The 24,151-nt window shown below is 31.1% G+C and carries 19 protein-coding genes and 1 other annotated feature; of the genes, 5 read left to right on the forward strand and 14 right to left on the reverse strand.

Features of this window, described 5'->3' with window-relative positions:
• Positions 1 to 247 precede the first annotated feature (247 nt).
• From hslO to ACREVU_RS12270, 8 genes are all read right to left on the reverse strand, one after another.
• Positions 248 to 1,129 carry an Hsp33 family molecular chaperone HslO gene (gene hslO / locus ACREVU_RS12235; RefSeq protein WP_431551874.1) on the reverse strand — a complete coding sequence of 294 codons (882 nt, stop codon included), beginning with the start codon at positions 1,127 to 1,129 and terminating at the stop codon, positions 248 to 250.
• 13 nt (positions 1,130 to 1,142) lie between these two features.
• Positions 1,143 to 1,901 (reverse strand): class I SAM-dependent DNA methyltransferase, encoded by a 759-nt coding sequence (locus ACREVU_RS12240; protein ID WP_431551875.1) that lies wholly within the window; start codon positions 1,899 to 1,901, stop codon positions 1,143 to 1,145.
• A 103-nt stretch (positions 1,902 to 2,004) separates the two neighbouring features.
• A complete protein-coding gene (locus ACREVU_RS12245; RefSeq protein WP_431551876.1) occupies positions 2,005 to 2,244 on the reverse strand; it encodes an alpha/beta-type small acid-soluble spore protein in 240 nt (79 codons plus the stop codon).
• A gap of 143 nt (positions 2,245 to 2,387) precedes the next feature.
• On the reverse strand, positions 2,388 to 4,082 hold the full coding sequence (locus ACREVU_RS12250) for a peptide ABC transporter substrate-binding protein (RefSeq protein WP_431551877.1): 1,695 nt from the start codon (positions 4,080 to 4,082) through the stop codon (positions 2,388 to 2,390).
• A gap of 351 nt (positions 4,083 to 4,433) precedes the next feature.
• On the reverse strand, positions 4,434 to 5,399 hold the full coding sequence (locus tag ACREVU_RS12255; RefSeq protein WP_431551878.1) for an ABC transporter ATP-binding protein: 966 nt from the start codon (positions 5,397 to 5,399) through the stop codon (positions 4,434 to 4,436).
• A complete protein-coding gene (locus tag ACREVU_RS12260; protein ID WP_431551879.1) occupies positions 5,399 to 6,418 on the reverse strand; it encodes an ABC transporter ATP-binding protein in 1,020 nt (339 codons plus the stop codon). The genes ACREVU_RS12255 and ACREVU_RS12260 overlap by 1 nt, the downstream gene beginning before the upstream one ends.
• A gap of 11 nt (positions 6,419 to 6,429) precedes the next feature.
• Positions 6,430 to 7,347, reverse strand: coding sequence for an ABC transporter permease (locus ACREVU_RS12265; RefSeq protein ID WP_431551880.1), 918 nt, complete (start codon positions 7,345 to 7,347; stop codon positions 6,430 to 6,432).
• An 11-nt stretch (positions 7,348 to 7,358) separates the two neighbouring features.
• Complete coding sequence (locus ACREVU_RS12270; protein ID WP_431551881.1) at positions 7,359 to 8,294, reverse strand: ABC transporter permease; 936 nt, start codon at positions 8,292 to 8,294, stop codon at positions 7,359 to 7,361.
• A 1,337-nt stretch (positions 8,295 to 9,631) separates the two neighbouring features.
• Here ACREVU_RS12270 and dapA point away from each other — a divergent pair.
• The gene (dapA, locus tag ACREVU_RS12275; protein ID WP_431551882.1) at positions 9,632 to 10,525 is read left to right on the forward strand and encodes a 4-hydroxy-tetrahydrodipicolinate synthase; all 894 of its coding nucleotides are present in this window, start codon (positions 9,632 to 9,634) and stop codon (positions 10,523 to 10,525) included.
• Positions 10,525 to 11,280: a 4-hydroxy-tetrahydrodipicolinate reductase gene (gene dapB / locus ACREVU_RS12280; RefSeq protein WP_431551883.1), complete on the forward strand. Its 756-nt coding sequence runs from the start codon at positions 10,525 to 10,527 to the stop codon at positions 11,278 to 11,280. Before dapA ends, dapB begins: the two co-directional genes overlap by 1 nt.
• A gap of 94 nt (positions 11,281 to 11,374) precedes the next feature.
• Here dapB and ACREVU_RS12285 read toward each other — a convergent pair whose 3' ends face one another.
• On the reverse strand, positions 11,375 to 12,538 hold the full coding sequence (locus ACREVU_RS12285; protein WP_431551884.1) for a pyridoxal phosphate-dependent aminotransferase: 1,164 nt from the start codon (positions 12,536 to 12,538) through the stop codon (positions 11,375 to 11,377).
• Between the two features lie 297 nt (positions 12,539 to 12,835).
• Between ACREVU_RS12285 and dapD the strand changes: the two genes are divergently transcribed.
• Positions 12,836 to 13,546, forward strand: coding sequence for a 2,3,4,5-tetrahydropyridine-2,6-dicarboxylate N-acetyltransferase (gene dapD, locus ACREVU_RS12290; protein ID WP_431551885.1), 711 nt, complete (start codon positions 12,836 to 12,838; stop codon positions 13,544 to 13,546).
• 152 nt (positions 13,547 to 13,698) lie between these two features.
• On the opposite strand, the gene ACREVU_RS12295 is transcribed toward dapD, so the two are convergent.
• Entirely contained in the window at positions 13,699 to 14,391 is a 693-nt protein-coding gene (locus ACREVU_RS12295) for a single-stranded DNA-binding protein (RefSeq protein WP_431551895.1), read from the reverse strand.
• Between the two features lie 225 nt (positions 14,392 to 14,616).
• A complete protein-coding gene (pdaB, locus tag ACREVU_RS12300) occupies positions 14,617 to 15,366 on the reverse strand; it encodes a polysaccharide deacetylase family sporulation protein PdaB (protein ID WP_431551886.1) in 750 nt (249 codons plus the stop codon).
• 236 nt (positions 15,367 to 15,602) lie between these two features.
• Here pdaB and ACREVU_RS12305 point away from each other — a divergent pair, with 236 nt between their 5' ends.
• A complete protein-coding gene (locus ACREVU_RS12305) occupies positions 15,603 to 16,130 on the forward strand; it encodes a DUF4364 family protein (RefSeq protein WP_431551887.1) in 528 nt (175 codons plus the stop codon).
• Positions 16,131 to 16,152: 22 nt separating this feature from the next.
• On the opposite strand, the gene ACREVU_RS12310 is transcribed toward ACREVU_RS12305, so the two are convergent.
• From ACREVU_RS12310 to ACREVU_RS12320, 3 genes are all read right to left on the reverse strand, one after another.
• The gene (locus ACREVU_RS12310; RefSeq protein WP_431551888.1) at positions 16,153 to 17,034 is read right to left on the reverse strand and encodes a YncE family protein; all 882 of its coding nucleotides are present in this window, start codon (positions 17,032 to 17,034) and stop codon (positions 16,153 to 16,155) included.
• A 281-nt stretch (positions 17,035 to 17,315) separates the two neighbouring features.
• Positions 17,316 to 18,668 (reverse strand): bifunctional folylpolyglutamate synthase/dihydrofolate synthase, encoded by a 1,353-nt coding sequence (locus tag ACREVU_RS12315; protein ID WP_431551889.1) that lies wholly within the window; start codon positions 18,666 to 18,668, stop codon positions 17,316 to 17,318.
• Between the two features lie 178 nt (positions 18,669 to 18,846).
• A complete protein-coding gene (locus ACREVU_RS12320; protein WP_431551890.1) occupies positions 18,847 to 21,489 on the reverse strand; it encodes a valine--tRNA ligase in 2,643 nt (880 codons plus the stop codon).
• Between the two features lie 73 nt (positions 21,490 to 21,562).
• Positions 21,563 to 21,821 (reverse strand) — a binding site (T-box leader).
• A gap of 179 nt (positions 21,822 to 22,000) precedes the next feature.
• On the opposite strand from ACREVU_RS12320, the gene ACREVU_RS12325 reads away from it, so the two are divergent.
• Positions 22,001 to 23,020, forward strand: a complete 1,020-nt coding sequence (locus tag ACREVU_RS12325) for an ABC transporter substrate-binding protein (RefSeq protein WP_431551891.1) — start codon at positions 22,001 to 22,003, stop codon at positions 23,018 to 23,020.
• Positions 23,021 to 24,151: the final 1,131 nt, after the last annotated feature.

Below are 24,151 nucleotides of genomic sequence, written 5' to 3' on the forward strand. Positions count from 1 at the left end.
TCATCAACTATTATAGTCTACATCATTTCATAAAACTTGTCAACAACTTTATATATTAACTATTTTTTTACTTTAGTGTCTACTTTTTCGCCTCATAAGTACATTCCTATAATATATAATTTTGATGCAGTTGTCAACATAAATTATTGGGAGTATTCATAGTTATTTAACTTATGCTCAATAATTATCAAATTAACTCTATTTCCCTCCGTTTTTAAAAATATGGTATTTTCCTCTAATATTTCATTTATGAGTTAATACTTTTTATAAGCTCTCCAATATCTTCATGATTGAAATCATAATTCTTATTGCAAAAATGACATTTAAGTTCTTCTGTTTTACCATCATTATATATTTCTTCTAAATCTTTTTTACCTATACTTATTAATGCTCTCTCAACTCTTTCTCTAGAACAATCACATTTATATGTTGGTAGAATCTCTTCAAGTATTTTAAGATTCATATCTTCAAATATAAATTCTAAAATTTCTTCAATAGTCATACCCTTTGCTATAAATTCAGTTATAGATGGAATTTCTTCAAGCCTATATGTTATCATATCAGCCAAAAATTCATCTGCATCCGGCATCATTTGAATTATAAACCCTCCAGAAGCTTTTATAGTCATATCCGTGTCCACTAGAACTCCCAGGCCAACAGCTGAAGGTGTCTGCTCTGAAACTGTAAAGTAATAAGCTAAATCATCTCCAATTTCTCCAGTGCTAATTGGTACTTGGCCAACGTATGGTTCTTTTAGCCCTAAGTCTCTTATAATTCTTAAATAACCATCAATACCTATTACACCACTTACATCAAGCTTACCCTTACTATTAGCAGGTAAATCAGCATTAGGGTTGCCTATATATCCTTTAACACTCGAATCAGCATGTGCAGTCACCACTACACCTTTAGCCACTCCGCCTCCATCAATTTGCATAGTTAAACTATCTTCATTAGACTTTAGCATAGTACCCATAAGTGTACCAGCTGTTAGCATTCTACCTAGTGCTGCCGCTGCAGTAGGAGCACATAAATGCATAGCAACTCCCTCATTTACTAAATCCGTAGTTATTGCTGCAATTATTCTAACCTGACCATCCTTTGCAGTAGCTCTAACTAATTTATCCATATACTAAAACCCCCTATAAACTTTTATTTTCTTTTGCTTTTTTTAGCACATAACATATTCTTTCTGTATTTTCCCATACTATTTTATCTTCGTAGTTATCCATTTTTTTAATTATTTGAAATCCAACTTCCTTTATAACATTTTCTATATACTCTTCCTTATAAGCTCTTTCTGAATGCTGCTCGTCAAATCGCCTGTATACTTGTCCTTCTTTTGCAAAAAATGTTAAACTCATTTCTACTATATCATTTTCAAAATAGTTCTCCCAAATATAGACTAGATTATCAGAATCAAAATTATAAGTGTTATTGCCTAGTACCTTGGTAAGTTTATAATAAGAATTAACATCAAAAATAAACAAACCATCTTCTTTTAATAAATTACAAACACCCAATAAATACTTTTTAAAATTTTTCTCTTCTAATATATAGTTACTAGAATCTAAGCAACAAGTTATCAAATTAAACGTATTATTCAAATTCAATTCACAAATATTTTGACATAAAAATCTTGCTTTTATCCCTGCATCTCTTAATTTTTTTTCTGCTATGCATAGCATATCACAGGATAAATCAACTCCCCATGTATGCTTAAATCCACTTGCAATTTCTATAGTAAGATTTCCTGTACCACAGGCTAAATCTAAATAACTTTCCCTATTAATGTTATGCTGGTTACAAATGCTTAATATTTTCGAAGCCCATGTACTATAATCAATATCCGAGTTGATTAATTCATCATATATATGAGCAAACTCCTTATAACAATCCATTTTTAAATTTCTCCTTTTCAAAGATTTCTTATTTTGAAATTATAATGATATATAGTATTTTACCCTATACACCAAATATTGTCCAAAATAATTTGCATTTCATTTAAAAATCTTTGTTTTTAGGGAGATTAATATTCTTTTTCTTTTTAGTCATCAGTCCTCCAACTCTGCCAGTTTCTTCTGCTGTTAGCCCACTCCAGCCACAAGCTTCTATTTTTTCTGTTAGTCCTAATTCATCTGCTATTTCATATTTTAATGATTCTCTGAGCATTTCATTTTTAGTTAACACTTTGTTTGCTCTTAATTTAGCTTTAATAACTTTTTTCAAAGGTGTTTTTCCCATGATAACCTCCAAATTGTAATATCTAATATTTCTTAACATATTATATTTTTCACAATTTAGAGTTGTTTTATTCATAATAAAAAAAGAAAAAATAGTGCAGTAAAGTTTCTTACTGCACTATCCTTTTATTTATATACCATTTACTATTTTCTTCCGCTAGTAAATGTATATTTATAATCACTAGCACCAAATAGTGGCGCCATTACTCTGTTTACATATTTATATCTAAAAATATTTTTCATTCTATAAACAGTTGGAGCAATAACTGTCTCATCCACTAATAATATTTGCTCTGCTTGTTTAAAGAATTCTGTTCTCTTTACTGGATCAGTTGTATTAGATGCTTCTTTAATTAAATTATCATACTTTGCACTTGACCAACCTGTTCCAACTATATTAGCTCCCGTCATAAACATATCAAAGAAGGTATTTGGATCATTATAATCTCCTGACCATGTCATACCAGCCATTTGATAATCAAGAGCATCTGTTCTCTTTTGGAATATTGCCCACTCCATATATTCAGCTTTTATGTTTACACCCAAAATATTCTTGTACATAGCTTGATTGTACTCAGCAAATTCTTTAATTGTAGCATCAGTTCCAGATTGCACTGCAGTAACATCCATTTTTGCTGGATCTGGATCAGCTCCAATTTCTTTCAACCCTTCAATTAACAATTTTTTAGGATCAGGATTTGCTGCCTTAAATGCTTTTATTGGTTCTACACCAACTGTTTCCCTGAAGTCTTTTCCACCTATTTGAAGTGTTGGTGGGCACCAACCATATGCTGGTTGAGCTAATCCTTTATATAAAACTTTAACTATATCTTCTCTATTTGTAGCTAAACTAAATGCTTGACGTATTTTAAGGTTTTTAAAATATTTATCCTTTAAATTAAAGAACTCATAACTTGTTGAAGGATCATTCTTTTTTGTTACATTAAACTTATTTGTTGCAGTAAATTTATCAACCCATTCCGTTTTAGCAACTTCAGCAGCATCAATTTGACCACTTAAAAGTGAATTCATTCTTGCTGTTTCATCTTTTATAATATTAAGTGTTAACTTGTCAAGTTTAACTGAATCCTTATCCCAATAATTTGGATTCTTTTCAAGTTCTAGCTTACTTTGGTGTGCCCAACTCTTCAGTATAAATGGACCATCAAATACCAATGTACTTGCTTCTGTACCATATTTATCTCCATTCTTTTTAACTATATCTTCTCTTTGAGGATACATAACTTTAAAGTAAGTTAAATCCAAAAAGTATGGACATGGTTTATCTAATGTGAACTGTACTGTTTTTGCATCTATTGCTTTTACCCCTACATCTTCTGCTTTTGCTTTTTTAGTATTATATTGAAGAGCATTTTTTATAGGATATAAAATAAATGCATATGTTGAACCAACATTTGGATCAAGAGACCTTTTAATTGCATATTCAAAATCTTGAGCTGTTACCGCTTTTCCATCTGACCATTTAAAATCTCTTAAATGGAATGTCCATACAGTTTTGTCTGCATTAGTTTCCCATTTTTCTGCTCCAGCAGCTTTTATAACATCTTTACCATCTTCTGTTTGCTCTATTCTAGTTAAACCTTCCATACAGTTAACTAAAACTTCTGATGAATATAAATCAGTTGCAAGTGAAGCATCTAGTGATTTTGGCTCCGACTTTAGAATTCCATTTAGATATTGAGTAGCATCTGCTTTAGTTGCAGTTGCTGTGTCAGTTTTTGTTTCTGGTGTTTTAGTTTTATTTCCACAACCCACCAATGCTAATGAAGCTGTTAATGAAAGTGTTAATAATGTTGCCATTAATCTTTTTGTTTTCACGAAAAAATACCCCCTTTAATATGTTTAGACTATTAATAAGAATTTATAAAATCTCATTATTAAGTTTAAATAATAAGTATATATTTATTATCAATATAATTTATATTAAAATATATTGATAATACAACCTATTTAAATTTATTAGCACTAAATACAGCATTTTGATTATATTCTGCATATTCTATATATTCTATATACTGCCATTTTGCATACTACTTAAATTCATATCCTCATAATATACTATACTTTTTATAAAATCAAGTATAATTTTCTAAATAAAGAATTTATAACTTATTACTCTGTTATTCGATGAAATATTTCAAATTTTCGCTATATTTCGTACAACTACTTTTAATCAAATAAGTGACAAGCAACATAATGCTCTTTTTCTATCTCTTTAATAATCGGTGTTTCAATACTACAAATTGGTTTTGCATATCTACATCTAGGTGCAAATCTACAACCCGGTTTTGGATTTATTGGACTTGGCACTTCACCCTCTAGTTTAATTCTAGTCTTTTTCCTCTCAATTTCTGGATCCGGTACTGGTATTGCTGATAATAATGCTTGCGTATATGGATGAAGCGGTTTTTCATATAAATCATGGCTACTTGCAAGCTCAACCATCATTCCAAGATACATTACACCTACTCTATCAGATATATGTTTAACCATTGATAGGTCATGAGCTATAAACAAATAAGTTAGCCCTAACTCCTGTTGGAGTTGTATTAATAAGTTAACAATTTGTGCTTGAATTGAAACGTCAAGAGCTGAAATAGGCTCATCACATACTATAAATTCTGGTTCTATAGCAAGCGCTCTCGCTATTCCTATTCTTTGTCTTTGTCCACCTGAGAATTCATGTGGAAATCTTGAGCCATGCTCTTTATTAAGTCCCACTAATTGTAAGAGTTCATATACTCTATTAGTTCTCTCTTGACCAGTGTAAAGATTATGAATATCGATACCCTCACCAATTATATCTCCAACAGTCATTCTTGGATTTAATGAAGCATAAGGATCTTGAAAGATTATTTGTGCTCTTCTTGTAAACTTTTTTTTACCTTTCTTATCTAATTTATGAACATCAACCCCATCAAATAATACTTCACCACCAGTTGCACTATACATACCCATTACTGTTCTTCCACAAGTAGTCTTTCCACAACCTGATTCCCCAACAAGTCCTAGTGTTTCACCTTTTCTTATGAAAAAGCTAACATCATCCACGGCTTTTAAGGTGGCATCTTTACCCACTTGAAAGTATTTTTTAAGATTTTTTACTTCTATTAAAATTTCATTATTATTAGACATTATTTATCACCTCTTAATGCTTCAGGAATACCAACCTTTGGTGCCATAGAATGTTTTAACCAACAGCAAACTTCATGGTTTTCACTTAAAGTTGTAACTTCTGGCATTTCTTCTCTACATATTTGCATACAATACTCACATCTTGCTGCAAAAGGACATCCTATCGGTGGTTTAATTAAATCCGGTGGTGTTCCTTGCAGAGAATAAAGTTTACCTTTATTCTTTGTGTCAAGTCTTGGAACTGATTGAAGCAATGCCCATGTATATGGGTGTTGTGGATTTTTAAATATTTCATCTGTTGTTCCATGTTCTATTATTTGCCCTGCATACATTACTTGTATTCTGTCTGCAACATCTGCAACAATTCCTAAATCATGGGTTACAAGAATAACAGCTGTTCCAAGCTTTTCTTGAAGATCTGCAATAAGATCCATTATTTGAGCTTGTATTGTAACATCTAGGGCCGTGGTTGGTTCATCTGCTATAAGTATTTTAGGGTTACAAGCTAGTGCTATGGCTATCATTGCCCTTTGCCTCATACCACCTGAAAATTCATGTGGATATTGATGAGCACGTTTATCTGCATCAGGAATATTAACTAAATCCAACATTTTTATTGCTTCATTCATACCTTCATTTTTACTCATACCTCTGTGTATAATTAAGCTTTCTGCTATTTGTTTTCCAATAGTCATTGTTGGATTTAAAGATGTCATAGGGTCTTGAAATATCATAGAAATATCTGAACCTCTGAGCTCCCTAAGTTCTTTTTCTGACATAAGATTAACATCTCTGCCATCAAATAGTATCTCTGAACCTTTTTTTATTTCGCCTGGTGGCTCTGGAATTAATCTCATAAGGGATTTTGAAGTAACAGTTTTACCACATCCAGATTCCCCAACTACAGCTAAAGTCTCTCCTTTTTTTAAGTAAAAAGAAATGTCTCTTACCGCTTGTACCTCACCAGCATAAGTATGAAATGAAACTCTTAAATTATTTACTTCTAATATTTTTTCCATATTTTTCCTCCCTATTGGCGTAATCTTGGATCCAATGCATCTCTTAAACCATCACCCAGTAATGTAAATGATAACATAGTTAAACTGATAAATAGTGATGGGAAGAATAACTGTTCAGGATAAAACATTAAATTCCCTTGTGCTCCAGCTGCAAGAGCCCCCCAACTTGTTTTTGGTGATTGAATTCCTTTTCCTAAATAACTTAAGAAAGCTTCTCCAAATATAAAACCCGGAACATCGAAAGTAATAGCTACAATCATTATTCCCAAAGTATTAGGAAGTAAGTGTTTTGCAATAATTCTTGAAGGGTTAGCACCTAGTGCTGTAGCTGCTAGTACATATTCCTGTTCTTTTATTTGTAATAGCTGTCCACGTACAAGTCTTGCCATTGAAACCCATCCCGTTATAGTCATAGCAATAATAAGAGCCATTATACCTGGTTTTAATATTAATGAAACTAGTATAACAACTACCAGATAAGGAATACTTGAAAGTATCTCAACTATTCTCATCATAATATCATCTATAAATCCACCATAAAATCCAGATATTCCACCATAAATTCCACCTGCTACAGTATCAATAAAGGCTCCAACAATTCCTATAATTATAGAAACTCTACCGCCAGCCCAGACTCTTGAAAACGTATCGCGTCCAAGATTATCCGTTCCAAACCAATGTGTAAAATTAGGACCTTTATTTATTAAAGCACTATTTGTAAGATTAAATTTAAATCCATTAATATATTGTCCAAAAATAGTCATTAACGTTATAAGAATCAACATTATTAACGAGGCAGTAGCCACTTTATTTTGTTTTAATCTTCTCCATGCATCTTGCCAATAAGTTATACTAGGTCTTAATATTTCCTCAGCATTAACATTTTCACATCCAATTATTTCAAACTTTTCTTTTGATAACTGTGCCATACTTACCCCTCCTATCTCTTTTCTCCAGTTAATCTTATTCTTGGGTCAATCAATCCATATAATATATCCACTAAAACATATGCTACTATTACTAATGAACATAAGAAAACTGTTTGTCCCATAATCATAGTATAATCTCTATCCCCTATTGAAGTTATAAAGTTAAAACCAAATCCCGGTATTGAAAATATACTTTCTACAACAAAAGAACCTACGAATATACCTGCCATTTGTGGTCCAAGTATTGTTATAGCTGGAAGTATGGCATTTCTAATAACATGTTTCCATACTAAGCTAAGATTTGTAACACCTTTAGATTTTGCAGTTAATATATAATCTTGACCTATTATATCAAGAGTATTTGCTCTCATATATCTGGCATAAGTGGCTATAGATGCAAAACTTAAAGCTATACTTGGTAATACGGTGTACTCAAATCCGCCCCATCCCGTTGTTGGAAACCACATGAATTTAACAGTAAAGAAATATTGCAGTAAAGAAGCCATAACAAAACTTGGCACAGATACACCTAATATTGCTATAAACATAACCAGAAAATCTGGCCATTTCCCCCTATTGAAAGCTGCAACTACACCAAGGCTTACCCCTATAAAAAAGCCCATTGCAAGTGCTTGCATACCTAGCCTACCAGATACTGGAGCATGTAGTTTTATTACATCAGTAACTTTTCTTCCTTGATAAGCAAGTGATTCTCCTAAATCTCCATGAAGCACAATATTTTTCATAAACCTGCCATATTGAACTATAACTGGTTTATCCAAACCATATTTCGCATAGAAATTCATTCTTATTTGTTCTGGCAATTTTCTTGCCATACCTGCTAATGGATCTCCTGGAATAGCATGTATTAACATAAATGTTATGGTAGCTACTATCCAAAGAGTAACAACCATATATCCTAATCTCTTAAGTATAAATTTAAGCATTTTTTAAAATCCCCCCATCCTTAATTTTTAAAAAGTTGATTTTTGATTCATCACCAAATTATGTTATAAGTTCTAGTAAAATTTTACATTTCTACAGCTTTATTTAAAAATAAAATAAACCGCACACTTTTATATATTGCATTGATAAAATAAAGTCGTATAATCATTTGAATTTACTTGATTGCAAAAGTATTTACATTTTAAATATTCCAACAATTCGGAATTTTAACTTTAATTTGATTCTGAACTAGTAACCATTTAGTTATGATTAGTTTGAATCATCATCTTTAATATTTCTAAAAACTACTTTATGCTCGCGTTTGTATTTAATTTACATCATATAACATTTCATTTTGGAAATCAAGATAATTTACTTTTTAATAGTGGTGTTTAGTGGTTTTATAAGGCTTTTTACAATTTTCACAGTTTTAAAAAATTTTCTATAGCATAATTAAACATAAGCTGAAATTTTAACTTGTTCTACGACATTTTCCTACTTTATAAAGATGCACTTAAACAAATCATACTTTTGATATTTTTTTCATATTTTCTTTAAAATCCCCCCTGTTAAATTTAAAAAATGTATTTATATAGCAATAAGTAAGTTACTTATTAAACCCAAATTAAGATTTTTCAGAATAAAACAGTTTTCTTTTATAAATGCCTTTTCAAAATTCTTTTCTTAGTTAATTTTGAATTCTATATGCATAAAAACTTTCACTAAATATAACCAGTGGATAATTTTGTGACAGTTCAAACTATTTCTTAAAAAATTATTATTTGCTTTAGAAACTATTAAAATTATTTTTTCCGTCTTTAATATTCAGATAATTTTAAAATTAATTAAGGTGTGAATATACTGAACATACTGAACAATGTGAAATTTGAACTATTTTTTATGATTATTATCATTTTTCTGTTATCATACTAGCACGGCTTTTGTAAGTTGTCAAACTTACTTATATATTAGTTTTATTTTTTGTTATTTCTATTATAAAATGATGTTGCTTAAAATATCCATGTTATTATTTCATAATTATAATATTATGAATACTTTCTTGCAAGCTATATATTTCTAATTCTCATTTTTTTTTATAAAAGTATATATATTTTCACATATGGGCTATATAATATAATAAAGAGGTCTATATAATATAGTAAATGAAAATATTTTAGTGATAGTATAAGTATTATTGGAATTATTATTAATTAGCATAAAAAATACATCACTAAAAGCAATTTAAATTAATAAATATATAGTAATACAAATAATATAGCCATTGGAGAATAAATGCAAATAAATATTATTCTTAAATGAACTACGAGGAGGTAATCATATGAATATTTTTAAAGGTTCTGGTGTTGCAATAGTTACTCCATTTAATGAAAGAGGAGTAGATTTCAAAAAACTAGAAGACTTGATAGAATGGCAGATTAGCAGTAAGACAGATGCTATTATAGTATGTGGTACTACAGGTGAAGCTTCTACTATGACGCAGCAAGAAAGAAAAGAGACAATTAAGTTTGTAGTTGATGTAGTTAACAAGAGGATTCCAGTAATCGCTGGTACAGGAAGTAACGACACTGCTTCTGCCATAAGTATGAGTAAATGGGCAGAGAAAATAGGAATAGATGGTTTACTTGTAATTACACCTTACTATAATAAAACTACACAGAAAGGTTTATTTGAACATTTTAGCGCAATTGCAAATAGTGTAACTTCACCAATTATAATATACAACGTCCCTTCAAGAACAGGTCTTAATATTACCCCAGCAACTCTTCTAAAATTGTGTGTAATACCAAATATTGTAGCAATTAAAGAAGCAAGTGGTAATATAAGCCAAATAGCACAAATTAAATGTCTATGTGGAGATAACTTGGATATTTATTCAGGTAATGATGACCAAGTTATACCCATTCTTTCCCTAGGTGGTATTGGAGTTATATCTGTACTTGCAAATATAATTCCTACAGATGTCCATAACATGTGTGAATTATATTTAAATGGTGATCATGCAGAAGCACTAAAAATTCAATTAGGATTTCTTCCTCTTAATAATGCCGTATTTATAGAAACTAATCCTATACCTGTAAAAACAGCTATGAATCTTATGGGACTGAAAGTAGGTCATTTAAGATTACCCTTATGTGAAATGGAACAAAATACGTTGCTGCTTTTAAAAAAAGAATTGAAAGCATATAATATCCCTTTAAAGGAGGAAATTTAATGATTAGAATGCTTCTAAATGGTTGCAATGGAAAAATGGGCAAAGTAATTTCTGAAATGGCTAAAGCATCTAAAACTATTTCAATTGCCTCTGGTGTTGACAGAAATCCATCAAATATAGATTATCCATGTTATAACAGCATAAATGAATGTAAAGAGGAAATAGATGTAATTTTAGATTTTTCAAGACCGGATGCTTTAGATTCACTATGCACGTATGCCAAAGATAAGAATATTCCTATTGTGTTCTGTACTACTGGTTATTCCCAAGAACAATTAGGTAAAATTAATTCTCTTAGCACCGAAATAGCAGTATTTCACTCTGCAAATATGTCTATAGGCATAAATATTATTAATAATATTCTTAAAAGTATCAGTAATATGCTTTATAAGGATTTTGACATTGAGATAATTGAAAAGCATCACAATCAAAAGGTAGATGCTCCTAGTGGTACTGCACTGCTTCTTGCAAACACAATTAAGAATTCTATTAAAGAAGAAACCATCTTCGTCAAAGGTCGAGATGGCCTAAGTAAAAGACAGCCTAACGAAATAGGGATTCATTCTATAAGAGGTGGAAATATTGTAGGTGATCACGAAATCATATTTGCTGGAAAGGGAGAATGTATTGAAATTAAGCACACTGCAATCTCAAGAGAAGTTTTCGCAATAGGTGCATTAAAAGCCTGTGAATATATATACAAAAAAGAGAATGGTCTATACAGCATGGATGATGTAGTTAATATGTCAATATAGTTTTTTAAAGATGAATTATTGCCTTAGAATAACTAAAGCAGTGTGATAGTATGTTTTATACTTTATCACACTGCTTTAATGTTTCTAAGTTTTTTTAAACCGACTCAGTTTTGTTTAAATCATTAATCCATTTTTCCATTCTGTCTAAACCCTCTTTTAGTACTTCCAAACTATAGGAATAGGAAATCCGTACAAACCCTTCGCCACCCGTTCCAAAAGCCGACCCAGGAACAACAGCAACCTTCCCTTCATACAATAGTCTGTTACAAAATTCTTCGCTACTCATAGAGAATTTTATTATAGAAGGGAATATATAAAAAGCTCCCTTGGGAAGAGTTACATCCATTCCCATTTCACTCAATCTTTTATATACATATTCTTTTCTTTTTTCAAACTCAACTTTCATATTATTAACATCATTCTTACAAGAAAGTAATCCCTCGTAGGCACCCCATTGAGATATAGAAGCTGCGCAAGAAACATTATATTGATGAACTTTCATTATATTCTCCATAATATATTTGCTAGCACAAAGATACCCGATTCTAAGTCCAGTCATGGAAAACATTTTAGAAAACCCACTGACCAAAATTACCCTATCACTTAATTCATTGATTTGAGTTATTGAATAATATTTTTCATAACATAATGAGCTATAAATCTCATCACTTATTATGTAAATATCTTTTTCTTTTAAAAGTTGAAACAGTTTATCTCTTTCCTCCTTAGATAATACTGCCCCAGTAGGATTAGAAGGATATGACACCACTAAAAGCTTTGGATTTTCCTCATTAATAAGTTTACTTAAAGTCTCAAAATTAATAGTGAAATCCCTATTTAAATTATAATTAACTACTTCTCCTCCAAAAATTTTTACACAACTCTCATAAGCTGGGTAAGCTGTTGATGCCACAAGAACTTTATCTCCAGGGTTTAAAAATGCGGCAAATGCACACATTAGTGCCTCACTTCCGCCAACAGTAACAATTATTTCATCTGATAAATAATCAATGTCCATTCCACCTAAAAAATTAGAAATTTCCTGTCGTAGTTCCAAAATTCCAGCATTTGCTGTGTATTCAGTTTTATTTTCGTTTATAGCAGAAATCATAGCATTTTTAATGTTTTTAGGTACTGGAAAATCAGGTTGCCCAAGAGTAAGTGAAATTGCTCCTTGAACCTTTGTAACCTTATTAAAAAACTTCCTAATTCCAGATATCTCCACATTTTTTACATTATTTGAAAATACGTTATCCATAATATCATCCTTTACAAGTGTTTTTACTTTTCAAGTATTTGAATTATAAACATTTTACTATATATTCGCATAAAAAACAGGAGTTTTTGAATTTTTAAAGAATATTATTAATATTTTCCTTTAAATTATGTAAGATTTACTATATGCTTTATATGATACATAGTTTTATTTTAAAATATTGTTTTTGATTTAACTATATTTTCATTGTAATTATCCAAATAAGGTATAATTAAATGAAAATATATGCATAAGAACAACCAAATGGATTAATACTTATAATACGGAAGGAGAATTACTATGAACTATGATTTAACAGACCCTTATGAAATAGCTAGATACATAAAAGAAGCTAAAAAGGCTACGCCAATTAAACTCTATATAGATGGTGATTTATCACAATGCCAATTTGGAAATATAGAAAATTTCGGTAGCGGTAATTTTTATATGCTTTTTGGTGAAAGTGATGAGATATCTGATTTTCTAATAAAGTATAAAGACAAGATTAAAAAGTCTAAACTTGAAATAGACAGACGAAACTCTGCTATTCCTTTAATAGACCTAAAAAATATTGATGCAAGAATTGAACCAGGTGCAATTATAAGAGATAAGGTTAGCATAGGTAAAAATGCCGTTATAATGATGGGTGCTGTAATTAATATAGGCGCCGAAATTGGCGATGAAACTATGGTGGATATGAATGCTGTGGTTGGTGCAAGAGGAAAACTAGGTAAAAGAGTACATTTAGGTGCAGGTGCCGTAGTAGCTGGTGTTCTAGAACCACCAAGCAAAAGCCCTTGTGAAATTGGAGATAATGTTCTAATTGGGGCAAACGCTGTAATACTCGAGGGAGTAAAAATTGGTAAAAACTCTGTAGTAGCAGCTGGATCAGTAGTTGTAAATGATGTCCCTGAAAATGTTGTAGTTGCTGGAACACCAGCAAAAATAATAAAAAACGTGGATGAGAGCACTAAAGAAAAAACCAAACTACTTGATGATCTAAGAAAGTAAAAAGAAAAAGGGCATATATTACTACAGATGTATTTCACGTAATATATGCCCTTTTTTACCATAGAAAACTTGTTCAATTGAATTTTACTTAATATATGATTTTCAACTGATTAAAGTCCACAGTTGAAAGTTAAAAATTTATTCTATATATGCTAGATAACGTCTAGAGCTCCAAAATCTTGCTCTTCATCAATCATCGTATCTGCTTCTACTATGTTCTCACCATCTTTATTGACCTTTTCCATTTTAGATATGGAAACTTCATATGCTACTTTTTTTATAACTTCATCCTCTGATAATTTTTTTTGGTATTCTCTGCTCTGAAGCCTTCCCCAAATCCTTATATTATCTCCTACTTCAAGACTTTTGCAAAATCTTGAATTTCTTCCCCAGGCAATTGTAGGTATATAATCAGATTTATTATACAATCTGTTAACTGCTAAAAGCATATCCGCAATCTCTCTCCCAAAAGGTGTTGTCCTGTATACTGGACTTTTGCAAATATATCCATCTAAAAATATTTGGTTTGGATTTTTACTTCGTTCTTCACAAATTTTAATATCTCTAGCGAATACTGTTAAGATCAATCTATTAGATCCATCAACAAATTTATTGTAAGATCTAAGTTGTCCTTCAACTATAAACTCATTTCCTACGTGAATACTCATACCTGCAATTAATCTTTCAGAAATTGTTATAGTTAAAATATCTGTTGTTTCACTGAGTCTCCAAACCTCAAAATCAAATACATAAAATCCTTCCCCATACATTTCATGACTAAATTTTAATTCAGATACTACCTTTCCTTCTAAATAAATCTTGTTATTTAACATAACATTATCCATCATAACCCCTCTTTCCCTTAGTTTTTTTAATAAAATTTCCTTAGAATATAAGTATTCAGTTTTTTAATTTAATATACCTAATAATGATATAATTTTGTTTAGAACATTCAAATAAATGCCCCCTTATTTATTTGAACCAGCCTAATATATATTTTGTCAAAATTATAACTATTTGGTGTTTCCATTATAATACAAATGTTTACTAAAATTCAACACATTTTATTTTTATTTTTTTATTTGTTTTCCTTGTCCATTTATATAATAATTGCTTTTATATATAAGGTCTGATATTTTCACAAATTTGTACCCCTCAGCCTTTAGATATTTCAAAATTTTAGGCAAATTCTCAGGTGTATATTTTGCCTCATTGTGAAATAATAGAATTGACCCAGGCTTAGTTTTTTTTATTATTCTATCTAGTTCAATTTGTGCCCCTTGTGCTTTCCAATCAATACTATCAGCATCCCATTGAATACAGTAATGGTTTGTGGCTTCTACAGTTTCAATTACTAAATTGTTATACTCTCCAGATGGGCATCTAAAAAGTGTTGTTGCTTGCCTAGTTATAGACATTATTTTAGCATCGGTAATAGCTATTTCATTTATCATTCTATCTTTGGATATCGTAGTCATTATAGGATGCTTATTAGAATGATTTCCTATTTCATGACCTTTTTCGTAAATGGTCTTTAATTTGTCAGGATACTGGTCTATCCATGCTCCCACTACAAAAAATGTTGCTTTAACGTTGTACTCATCTAATATTTTCAATATATCATCTGTTTTGTCATCCCCCCAGCTTGCATCGAAAGATAGTGCAATCTTTTTCTCACTAGTATCTACAGAATATATTGGTAATTTACGTTGTTCCCTCAAAAACACACCCTTAGTTTTTAAGTTATACCCAGCTAGTATTGTTAGAGTCCCAAGAAAAATAGAACAAACTATTATCAACTTCTTTTTTATGTAACCCACCCTATCCCCTCCTTATATAACGCATAAGGGAATATTAATATTAATTGTTTATTCCCTTACATGCTTATTCTTTAAATTTATATTCTAAAAGCCAAAATATATGTATAAAATCACCAAAAATTAAAAGCACCGATTCATTCCGATGCTTTTTTATGTTATAATGTTTATAGTTAATTTTATATAAAATAAAACAATTCATAGTTGTTTTAATAAGCGGACTACAAGGAGGATGCGATATGTTTGAAGATGCTTTAGACTTAGCTGAAAATAAGCTTCTTTTACTTTATATATTTTATAAAATAAAGCTCCCTATTTCCAATATTCAAATAACACAAATTATTTTAGAAAATAATTTTATAAATTATTTTACTTTGCAACAATATATGTCAGAACTTATAGCATCTAACCTCCTTAAGCCTACTAAGCAAAAGGATAAACATAGATTGGTCATAACAAAAAAGGGTGACAATGTTCTATCTTTATTTAAAGGAAGAATTTCCGAAACTAAGATACAGCTTATAGATGATTACTTGAAAATCCATCTAGAAAACATCAAAAAAGAGCTCAGAATTAGTGCTGATTACACTATAGAAAACAATAACAACTATTTAGTAAATCTTACTGCTTCTGAAGATACATTTACACTTATAGATATAAAGCTTAGTGTTGCTTCTAACAAACAAGCACGCGATTTATGCAGCAAGTGGAAAGAAAATCCTTCTGAATATTATACTAAAATAATTAACCTTCTTATGAAGGATTAGCCTTCTAATAAATCATTGAACACTATAAAAATGTCATTCCTGTAGGCTCTCTGCCGATAGAAATGGCTTTTTTATTTTCAGTGATTTTATCAATTCTTAAAAGCAAATTGTTATAATTGTCACCTACATACAAATATCTTTCATCTTCTATTATTCCTCTAGGCATACCGCCAACTTTAATTTTTTTTATTTCTTTATAATTGTTTATGTCTAATATACTCACTGTACCTTCTCCAAAATTTGATACATAGCAATATCTTTCATTACAATACATATCCACAGGTGAATTGCCAACAGGTATTTTATACAATACATTGTAGTTTTTTAACGAAATGATGCTTATACTTCCCTTGCTATCCATACCTATATTGCTTTCACAAACTAAAATATAATTCCCATCCGATGTAATTACTGCTTTAGTAGGATATGCCCCCACCCTAAGATTTTTAACAATTCCATTCGGAGCACAATCTATTATTGATATACTATCACTATTCATATTTGCTACTATAATAAGGCTCTTTTTTTTGCAAATATAAATACTATGTGGTAAATTACCACAAGGAATTGCCTCCACAATGTGATTTTTCTGCAAATCAAAAACTATTATATCATCACAATCTCCACAAATAACATAAGCTTTATTTTCATAAACTGACAGATCATTACAGTGCATGCCTATAAAATGGCTTTCAGTTTCATTATTATCAATATTAACCATAGAAATACTATTGTCATAACTATTAGCTGTTAGAATTTTATTTTCATAAGCATATATACCATGAGGACCAATTCTTTTGAGATTTTTTTTATCCAAATATATTTTTTCTTCTTCTACAAACAAATCCAAATTAACTTTTGATATACTATCCGATGATGTACTGCAAACATATAACTTTCTCAAATGCCCCACCTCCTCATAACCATAATATGAAAATAGCAATAATATGCTAACACTGTTTTCACCAAAATAATTTATTTGATTTTGCTTCATATCTTGAAATAGTACCCCAAATTAGCATATGATAATTTTTGCTTTTAATATAATTACAGAATATGAAAGGCTACATAATGTATGCTTATGCAGTAAATCGCCTTTCAATATTTCCCAAAAAAGAATTTGTCCCAAAATAGAAATTAATTTCTACTTTGGGACAAATTCCTTCTTTATCTAATTAAAAAGTATTAATGACTGTCCATATTTCGTATTATTCTTCTCATATCTCCAACCATGTATAGTGACCCACACACTAATAGTAAATCATCTTGCTGGCAGTAACTCAACGCCTTTTTATATGCTTCTCCATAATTTTCAATTGACTCACAGTTAGTAGTATATTTTTCCACTTGAATTTTTAGCTTTTCTGAAAGCTCTGCTCTATCACTATGTGGAGTAACCGTAATAACTCTACTTGCCTTTGGAACTATAGTTTTTATCATATCCTCAACCTGTTTATCTGCTAGTATACCTAAAATTAATACGATTTTACTGTAGTTAAAATACATATCAATACTTTCAGTAAGGTTTCGTATGCCATCTATATTATGTGCTCCATCTATAACAACTAGTGGCTTTTCATTCATTACCTCAAGCCGAGCTGGCCACTTTACAGTTCGTAAACCCATTAAAATATTTTCCTTGCTAATTGTAATACCTTGCTCTATAAGCTGCTCTATAGCATGAACCGCGACGGAACAGTTTAGCAATTGATGTTTTCCCAGGAGTGACAAATCAATAATATAAGCATTATTCAAAGTTTTAACTTTCATTTTTTGAGTTATAGTAGTCATATTATTATATGTTGCCTCTTCCAATAAAGTTGTTGCAACTTGATTTAAATTTTCTTTTCCTAAGTATAGAGCTGAATTTTTTGCTACTTTTATTAATTTACATCTTTTTCCTCTGCATGTACTTTCTATTACTTCCTCGCTTTGTTTTTGCTGCGGGAACATAACTACAGGAATCCCTTCCTTAATAATGCCTGCTTTTTCATAAGCAATTTTTGGGATTGTGTCTCCAAGTATTAGTGTATGATCCAAACTAATAGATGTAATAACACTTAAAATAGGTGTAATCACATTTGTTGAATCAAGCCTGCCTCCTAGTCCTACTTCCACCACTGCAAAATCTATATTGTTTTCATAAAAATATAAAAACCCTGCACAAGTAATTATTTCAAATTCTGTTGGATTGCTATACCCTAGTTCCACCACTTTATCTACGGCTTTGGAAACCTCTGTTATAATATTACTTAAATCGCCTTTAGAAATATTTTTGTTGTTTATTTGAATTCGTTCCTCAAACTCTTCAATAAATGGTGATATATATGACCCCACCTTATATCCAGCCTGCACCAGTACATTTGTTATCATAGCTGTTGTAGAACCTTTCCCATTTGTTCCTGCAATATGTATACATTTTAACTTTTTATGTGGATTTCCTAAGATTTCCAATATTTTTTCGGTTCTCTCAAGACCAAGTTTGCTACCAAACTTTGCTGTGTCTTTTATATATGCTATAGCCTCATCATAATTCATATTTATCACTCCTTTCAAACTAGGTAGGGACATTTCATTCATCCTCATTTTCTACACTTCAGCCTTTTGGCTTTCTCTTAAATTCTATACCATCTTATGGACAGTTAACAACCCTTTATTTAATTTTAATTAAAAATCCTCCTATGTTATTTAAACATAGGAGGATTTCCATTAAAGCTTACTTTAAATTTTCTATGCTTTCAAGTACTGATTTATACATTTCTTTGTACTTTTCACCCTTGGCTTTTTCTTCTTCAACTACCTCGAGTGGTGCCTTAGCTGTAAACTTTTCATTGCTAAGCTTTTTATCTACTCTATCTATTTCACTTTTTAGCTTTTCTTTTTCTTTGTTTAATCTTTCTAATTCTTTCTCTAAGTCTACAAGATCAAGTAGTGGCATATAAACCTCTGCACCCTTAGTTACTACTGTAACTACATTTTCTGGAGCTTCAGCTTTAGAATCTAAAAACACTACTTCACTTGCCGATGCTAGTTTCTGGAAATACACCATTCCTTCTTCAAATGCAGCCTTTCCTTCTGTAGCATATATAAATACTTTCGCTTTTCTTGAAGGTGGTACATCCATATCCCCTCTAGCATTTCTTACATCCTTTATGGCTTCTATAATATAGTTCATACATTCTTCAGCTTTTTCATCTTTAAGGGACTCTTCATACTCTGGCCATTTAGCAATGGTTATAGATTCGTACTCATTATCTAAATGAGTATAAATTTCTTCTGTTATAAATGGCATAACAGGATGAAGCAATTTAAGCCCAGTTTTCAGAACAGTGTTTAATACATTTAATACTATACCCTTTGCCTGACCATCTTCTGCATATAATACTGGCTTAACAAGCTCAATATACCAATCACAAAATTCTGTCCACATGAAATCATGAGTCTTTTGAAGAGCTATGCCTATTTCAAACTTCTCGATGTTTTCTGTAACTTCATACGCTACAGTGTTCATTCTTGATAATATCCACTTGTCCGCAACACTGTAGTTTTTGTTATCTTTGTACAGCGTCATTAGCTCCTCATTTACGTTCATCATAACAAATCTAGAAGCATTCCAAATTTTATTTGCAAAATTTCTAGCTGCTTCTACTCTTGATTCATAGAATCTCATATCGCTACCTGGTGCATTTCCTGTAGCAAGTGAGAATCTTAGTGCATCTGCACCGTATTTTTCTATTACCTCAAGTGGATCTGTACCATTTCCTAATGACTTAGACATTTTCCTTCCCTGATCATCTCTAACCATTCCATGCATTAATACAGTTTCAAATGGTACTTCATCTAAATTATATATTCCTGAAAAAATCATTCTTGCAACCCAGAAGAAAATAATGTCATATCCTGTTATTAAAACACTTGTTGGATAAAAATATTTTAAATCCTCCGTATTATTTGGCCAACCAAGTGTTGAGAAAGGCCATAACGCTGAGCTAAACCAAGTATCAAGAACATCTTTATCCTGCTGCAGATTTATACTATTACATTTAGTACAATTTGTTGGATCAGTTGATGAAACAATTATTTCTCCACAATCCTTGCAGTACCATACTGGGATTCTATGTCCCCACCATAATTGTCTTGATATACACCAATCTTGAATGTTTTCCATCCAATTAAAGTAGGTCTTTTCAAATCTTTCAGGAACAAACTTAGTTTTCTTTTCCCGTACAGCATCTATAGCTGGCTTTGCAAGTGATTCCATCTTAACATACCATTGTTTGGATAACAGTGGTTCTACAGTAGTAGAGCATCTATCGTGAGTACCTACATTGTGAGCATGGTCTTTTATTTTAACTAGTAGTCCTTGTTTATCTAAATCTTCTACAATAAGCTTTCTTGCCTCATATCTGTCAAGACCTGAATATTTTCCATAACCTTCACATATAGTTGCATTTTCATTCAAAACCACTATTTCAGGTAGATTATGTCTCTTTCCTATTTGGAAGTCATTAGGATCATGTGCTGGAGTAATTTTAACTGCACCTGTTCCAAACTCTAAATCAACATAATCATCTGCAACAATTGGAATTTCTCTATTTACTAGTGGCAAAATCAATGTTTTTCCTACTAAATGTGAATAACGTGAATCTTTAGGATTTACAGCAACTGCTGTATCTCCAAGCATAGTTTCCGGCCTTGTGGTAGCTATCTCTAAGAATTCATCGCTGCCTGCTACTGGATATTTTATATGCCAAAAATGACCTGCTTGTTCTTCAAATACTATTTCTGCATCGGAAATTGCCGTCATACATTTAGGACACCAATTTGTTATCCTATTCCCTTGATAAATAAGTCCATCCTTATATAATTTAACGAAAACCTCTCTTACTGCATGATTTAAGTTTTCATCCATAGTGAAACTTTCCCTTGTAAAGTCAGCAGAGCAACCCATTTTCTTTAATTGTCCTCTTATTTTCTCTCTATATTCACCCGTCCACTCCCAAACCTTTTCAAGAAAGGCTTCTCTTCCCATCTCTTTCTTCTTTATCCCCTTCTTTAAAAGTTCATTTTCAACCTTTACTTCTGTTGCAATACTAGCATGGTCTTCTCCTGGAAGCCACAAAGTACTGTACCCTTGCATTCTCTTAGTTCTTATTAAAATATCTTGAAGAGTATTATCAAGTGCGTGACCTAAATGTAATTTTCCTGTAATATTTGGGGGTGGCATCATAATTGTAAATGGTTTTTTATTTTTATCCACCTCTGGGGTAAAGTATCCTTTTTCTTCCCACCAAGCATAAAGTCTTTCTTCAAAATCTTTTGGATCATAATTCTTTGCAATATTATTATTTTCTTCCATAATTAATTCCTCCTTATTTATATCATATCTAATGCTTTTTAATTTTCAAAAAAACAAAAAGAGCCTTCGTCTATAAAAGGACGAAGAACTCGCGGTACCACCTTTTTTCCTGCAAATCTACAGGCTCTTGATAATTTAACGATTAAGATAACCGTCTTTGTCTACTAATTATTATATAACTAATTCTTATAATTAAGTTCAATTATATAATTAAGTTCAACAAAGAAGCTCCGAAGCTACCTTCAAGGTTTTTCATATAGAAGACCTTACAACCTATGGATCTTCCTCTCTTAATATTATTTACCTTTACTCCTCTTCATCTAAGCTTTTTAATGTTTATAAAATTTACATTTATTTTTAATTATACCTTTTATTATTTATTTGTCAATATATTTGATTTTTTATTTTATGATTTTATAATATTTAAATTTGCAATTTAAATTTACAATGTCACAACTCAATAATCTTTCATATTATATAGACATAACAACTTTATAATATGGAGGTATCTATGAAAATTAAAAAAAGTTCGATTTTCGCCCTAACTTTATCTCTTGTCTTAATAACCACTTTATTTTCTGGTTGTAAAAAAGCCAATAATAACAGTTTAGTAAAAATAAAATTAAATGAAGTAGTTCGATCTATTTTCTATGCACCTATGTATGCAGCTATTTCTGAAGGTTTCTTTAAAGAAGAAGGTATTGAAATTGACCTTTCAACAGGACAAGGCGCAGATAAAACTATGCAACAAGTTTTAAGCAAGGCTGTAGATATAGGTTTCTGTGGACCAGAGCAAGTTATTTACATCTACAATCAGAAACGGGAAGACTATCCTGTTATTTTCGCACAACTAACACAAAAAGATGGGGCTTTTTTAGTAGCTAGAAATGCTGAAACAAATTTCAACTGGGAATCCTTAAAGGGTAAAACTATAATAGGTGGCAGACCTGGCGGAGTACCTGAAATGGCTTTAGAGTACGTTTTAAGAAATCATGGCATTAACCCTAATACTGAAAAACTTATTACTAACCTTGCTTTTACAGCTACTGCTGGCGCTTTCAAAGGTGGCACTGGTGATTATGTTTCACTTTTTGAACCCACTGCTAGTATGATGAAAAAAGATAATTCCGGACATATTGTAGCTTCCATCGGTGCATCCGCTGGAACTATGCCTTATACCTGCTTTTTCGCTACAAAATCCTATATAGAGAAAAATCCAGTAATAATAGAAAAGTTGACTAGAGCAATTTATAAAGGTCAAAAATGGGTAAACAGTCATTCTGATGAACAAGTAATTACTTCAATTAAGTCTTTCTTCCCTGGTGCAGATGAGACGGCGCTTATTGGATCAATTAAAAACTATAGAAATATAAATGCTTTTTCACCAGACCCAATTCTAAAATCAGATGATTTAACTAGACTTATGGATATAATACAATCCTATAAAGCAGATTTAATCCCACAAAGACCTGCCTTTGATAAAATTGTCAACAATACCTTTGCTGAAAAAGTAGTAAAAGATCTAAAATAAAGTATGAACATTATCCTGCGTGCCTTGCAATATGAGCTCGAAACGATAAATTCCATTTGATAATTCTAATCTTTTGCGAATATAAAATCCTCTGTCACTCTCCTCTGGGTAGTTCTCTGGGGGACATAACAATTATTAATTGTTATGCATTCGCCTTCCTGGCTCAGGTTCGCTAGCCTGTCGTCCTGACAGGCTCACGAGAATTTTATATTCGCAAAAGAAGAATTACTAAATGGATTTTCAATGTTTATTCGCTTCTTATTGCAATTCACTACGGATATTTTTCATACTTTTTAATCTTAACTCATATTGTACGGAGTAAATAATTCGTTAACATAATCTAAGTTTATTCCATCTTTCACGATCCTAAATCCCGAACCTTTATAATTATATCTTACTTATACACATTTACCTTCATTTCTCCGGTAATGATAACTTCCGTAAACATCCTAGTAAGCATAACAATTTATACTTATTATAGTGTCCTCTCCCTTCCCCCTAAATGCCCGGAGGGCTGCTTTAAATTACTAAATATAAATTTCTCGAATCCTACCAAAACTGCCCATAGGGCTACTTAGAATAAAGCATGAAATTTCCACCCAGTTACTTACAATAATACGTCAATAAACATTAAAACTAGGTATTTTTTATCTTAACCCCTATTGTACGGAGTCGATAATTCACGATCCTAAATCCCGAACCTTTATAATTATATCTTACTTATACACATTTACCTTCATTTCCCCTGTAATGATAACTTCCGTAAACATCCTAGGAAGCATAACAATTTATACTTATTATACCGCTCTCTCCCTCCACAAATGCCCTGAGGGATGCTTTTAATTAATAAGTATAAAATTCTCGTGACCCTACTATTACATTCCCGCAGAGCTGCTTTAAATTGCTAAGTATAAATCCCTCGTGACCCTACCAGGATATGCCCACAGGGCTACTTAGAATAAGTTATGAAATTTCAACCCAGTAACTTGCACTAATACGTCAATAACTCATACTTCGCAGGACAGAATCGCCTTAAACCCCTTATGTATAAGTGCTTGTGTAGCTTAAAATAGTATTAACATTTGCTTTTAAGCTACTTTTTTAACACTAAATTTCTCAGCAAAATGTTTA

This window comes from Clostridium sp. (genome assembly GCF_050717535.1).
Classification (GTDB): domain Bacteria; phylum Bacillota; class Clostridia; order Clostridiales; family Clostridiaceae; genus Clostridium_AD.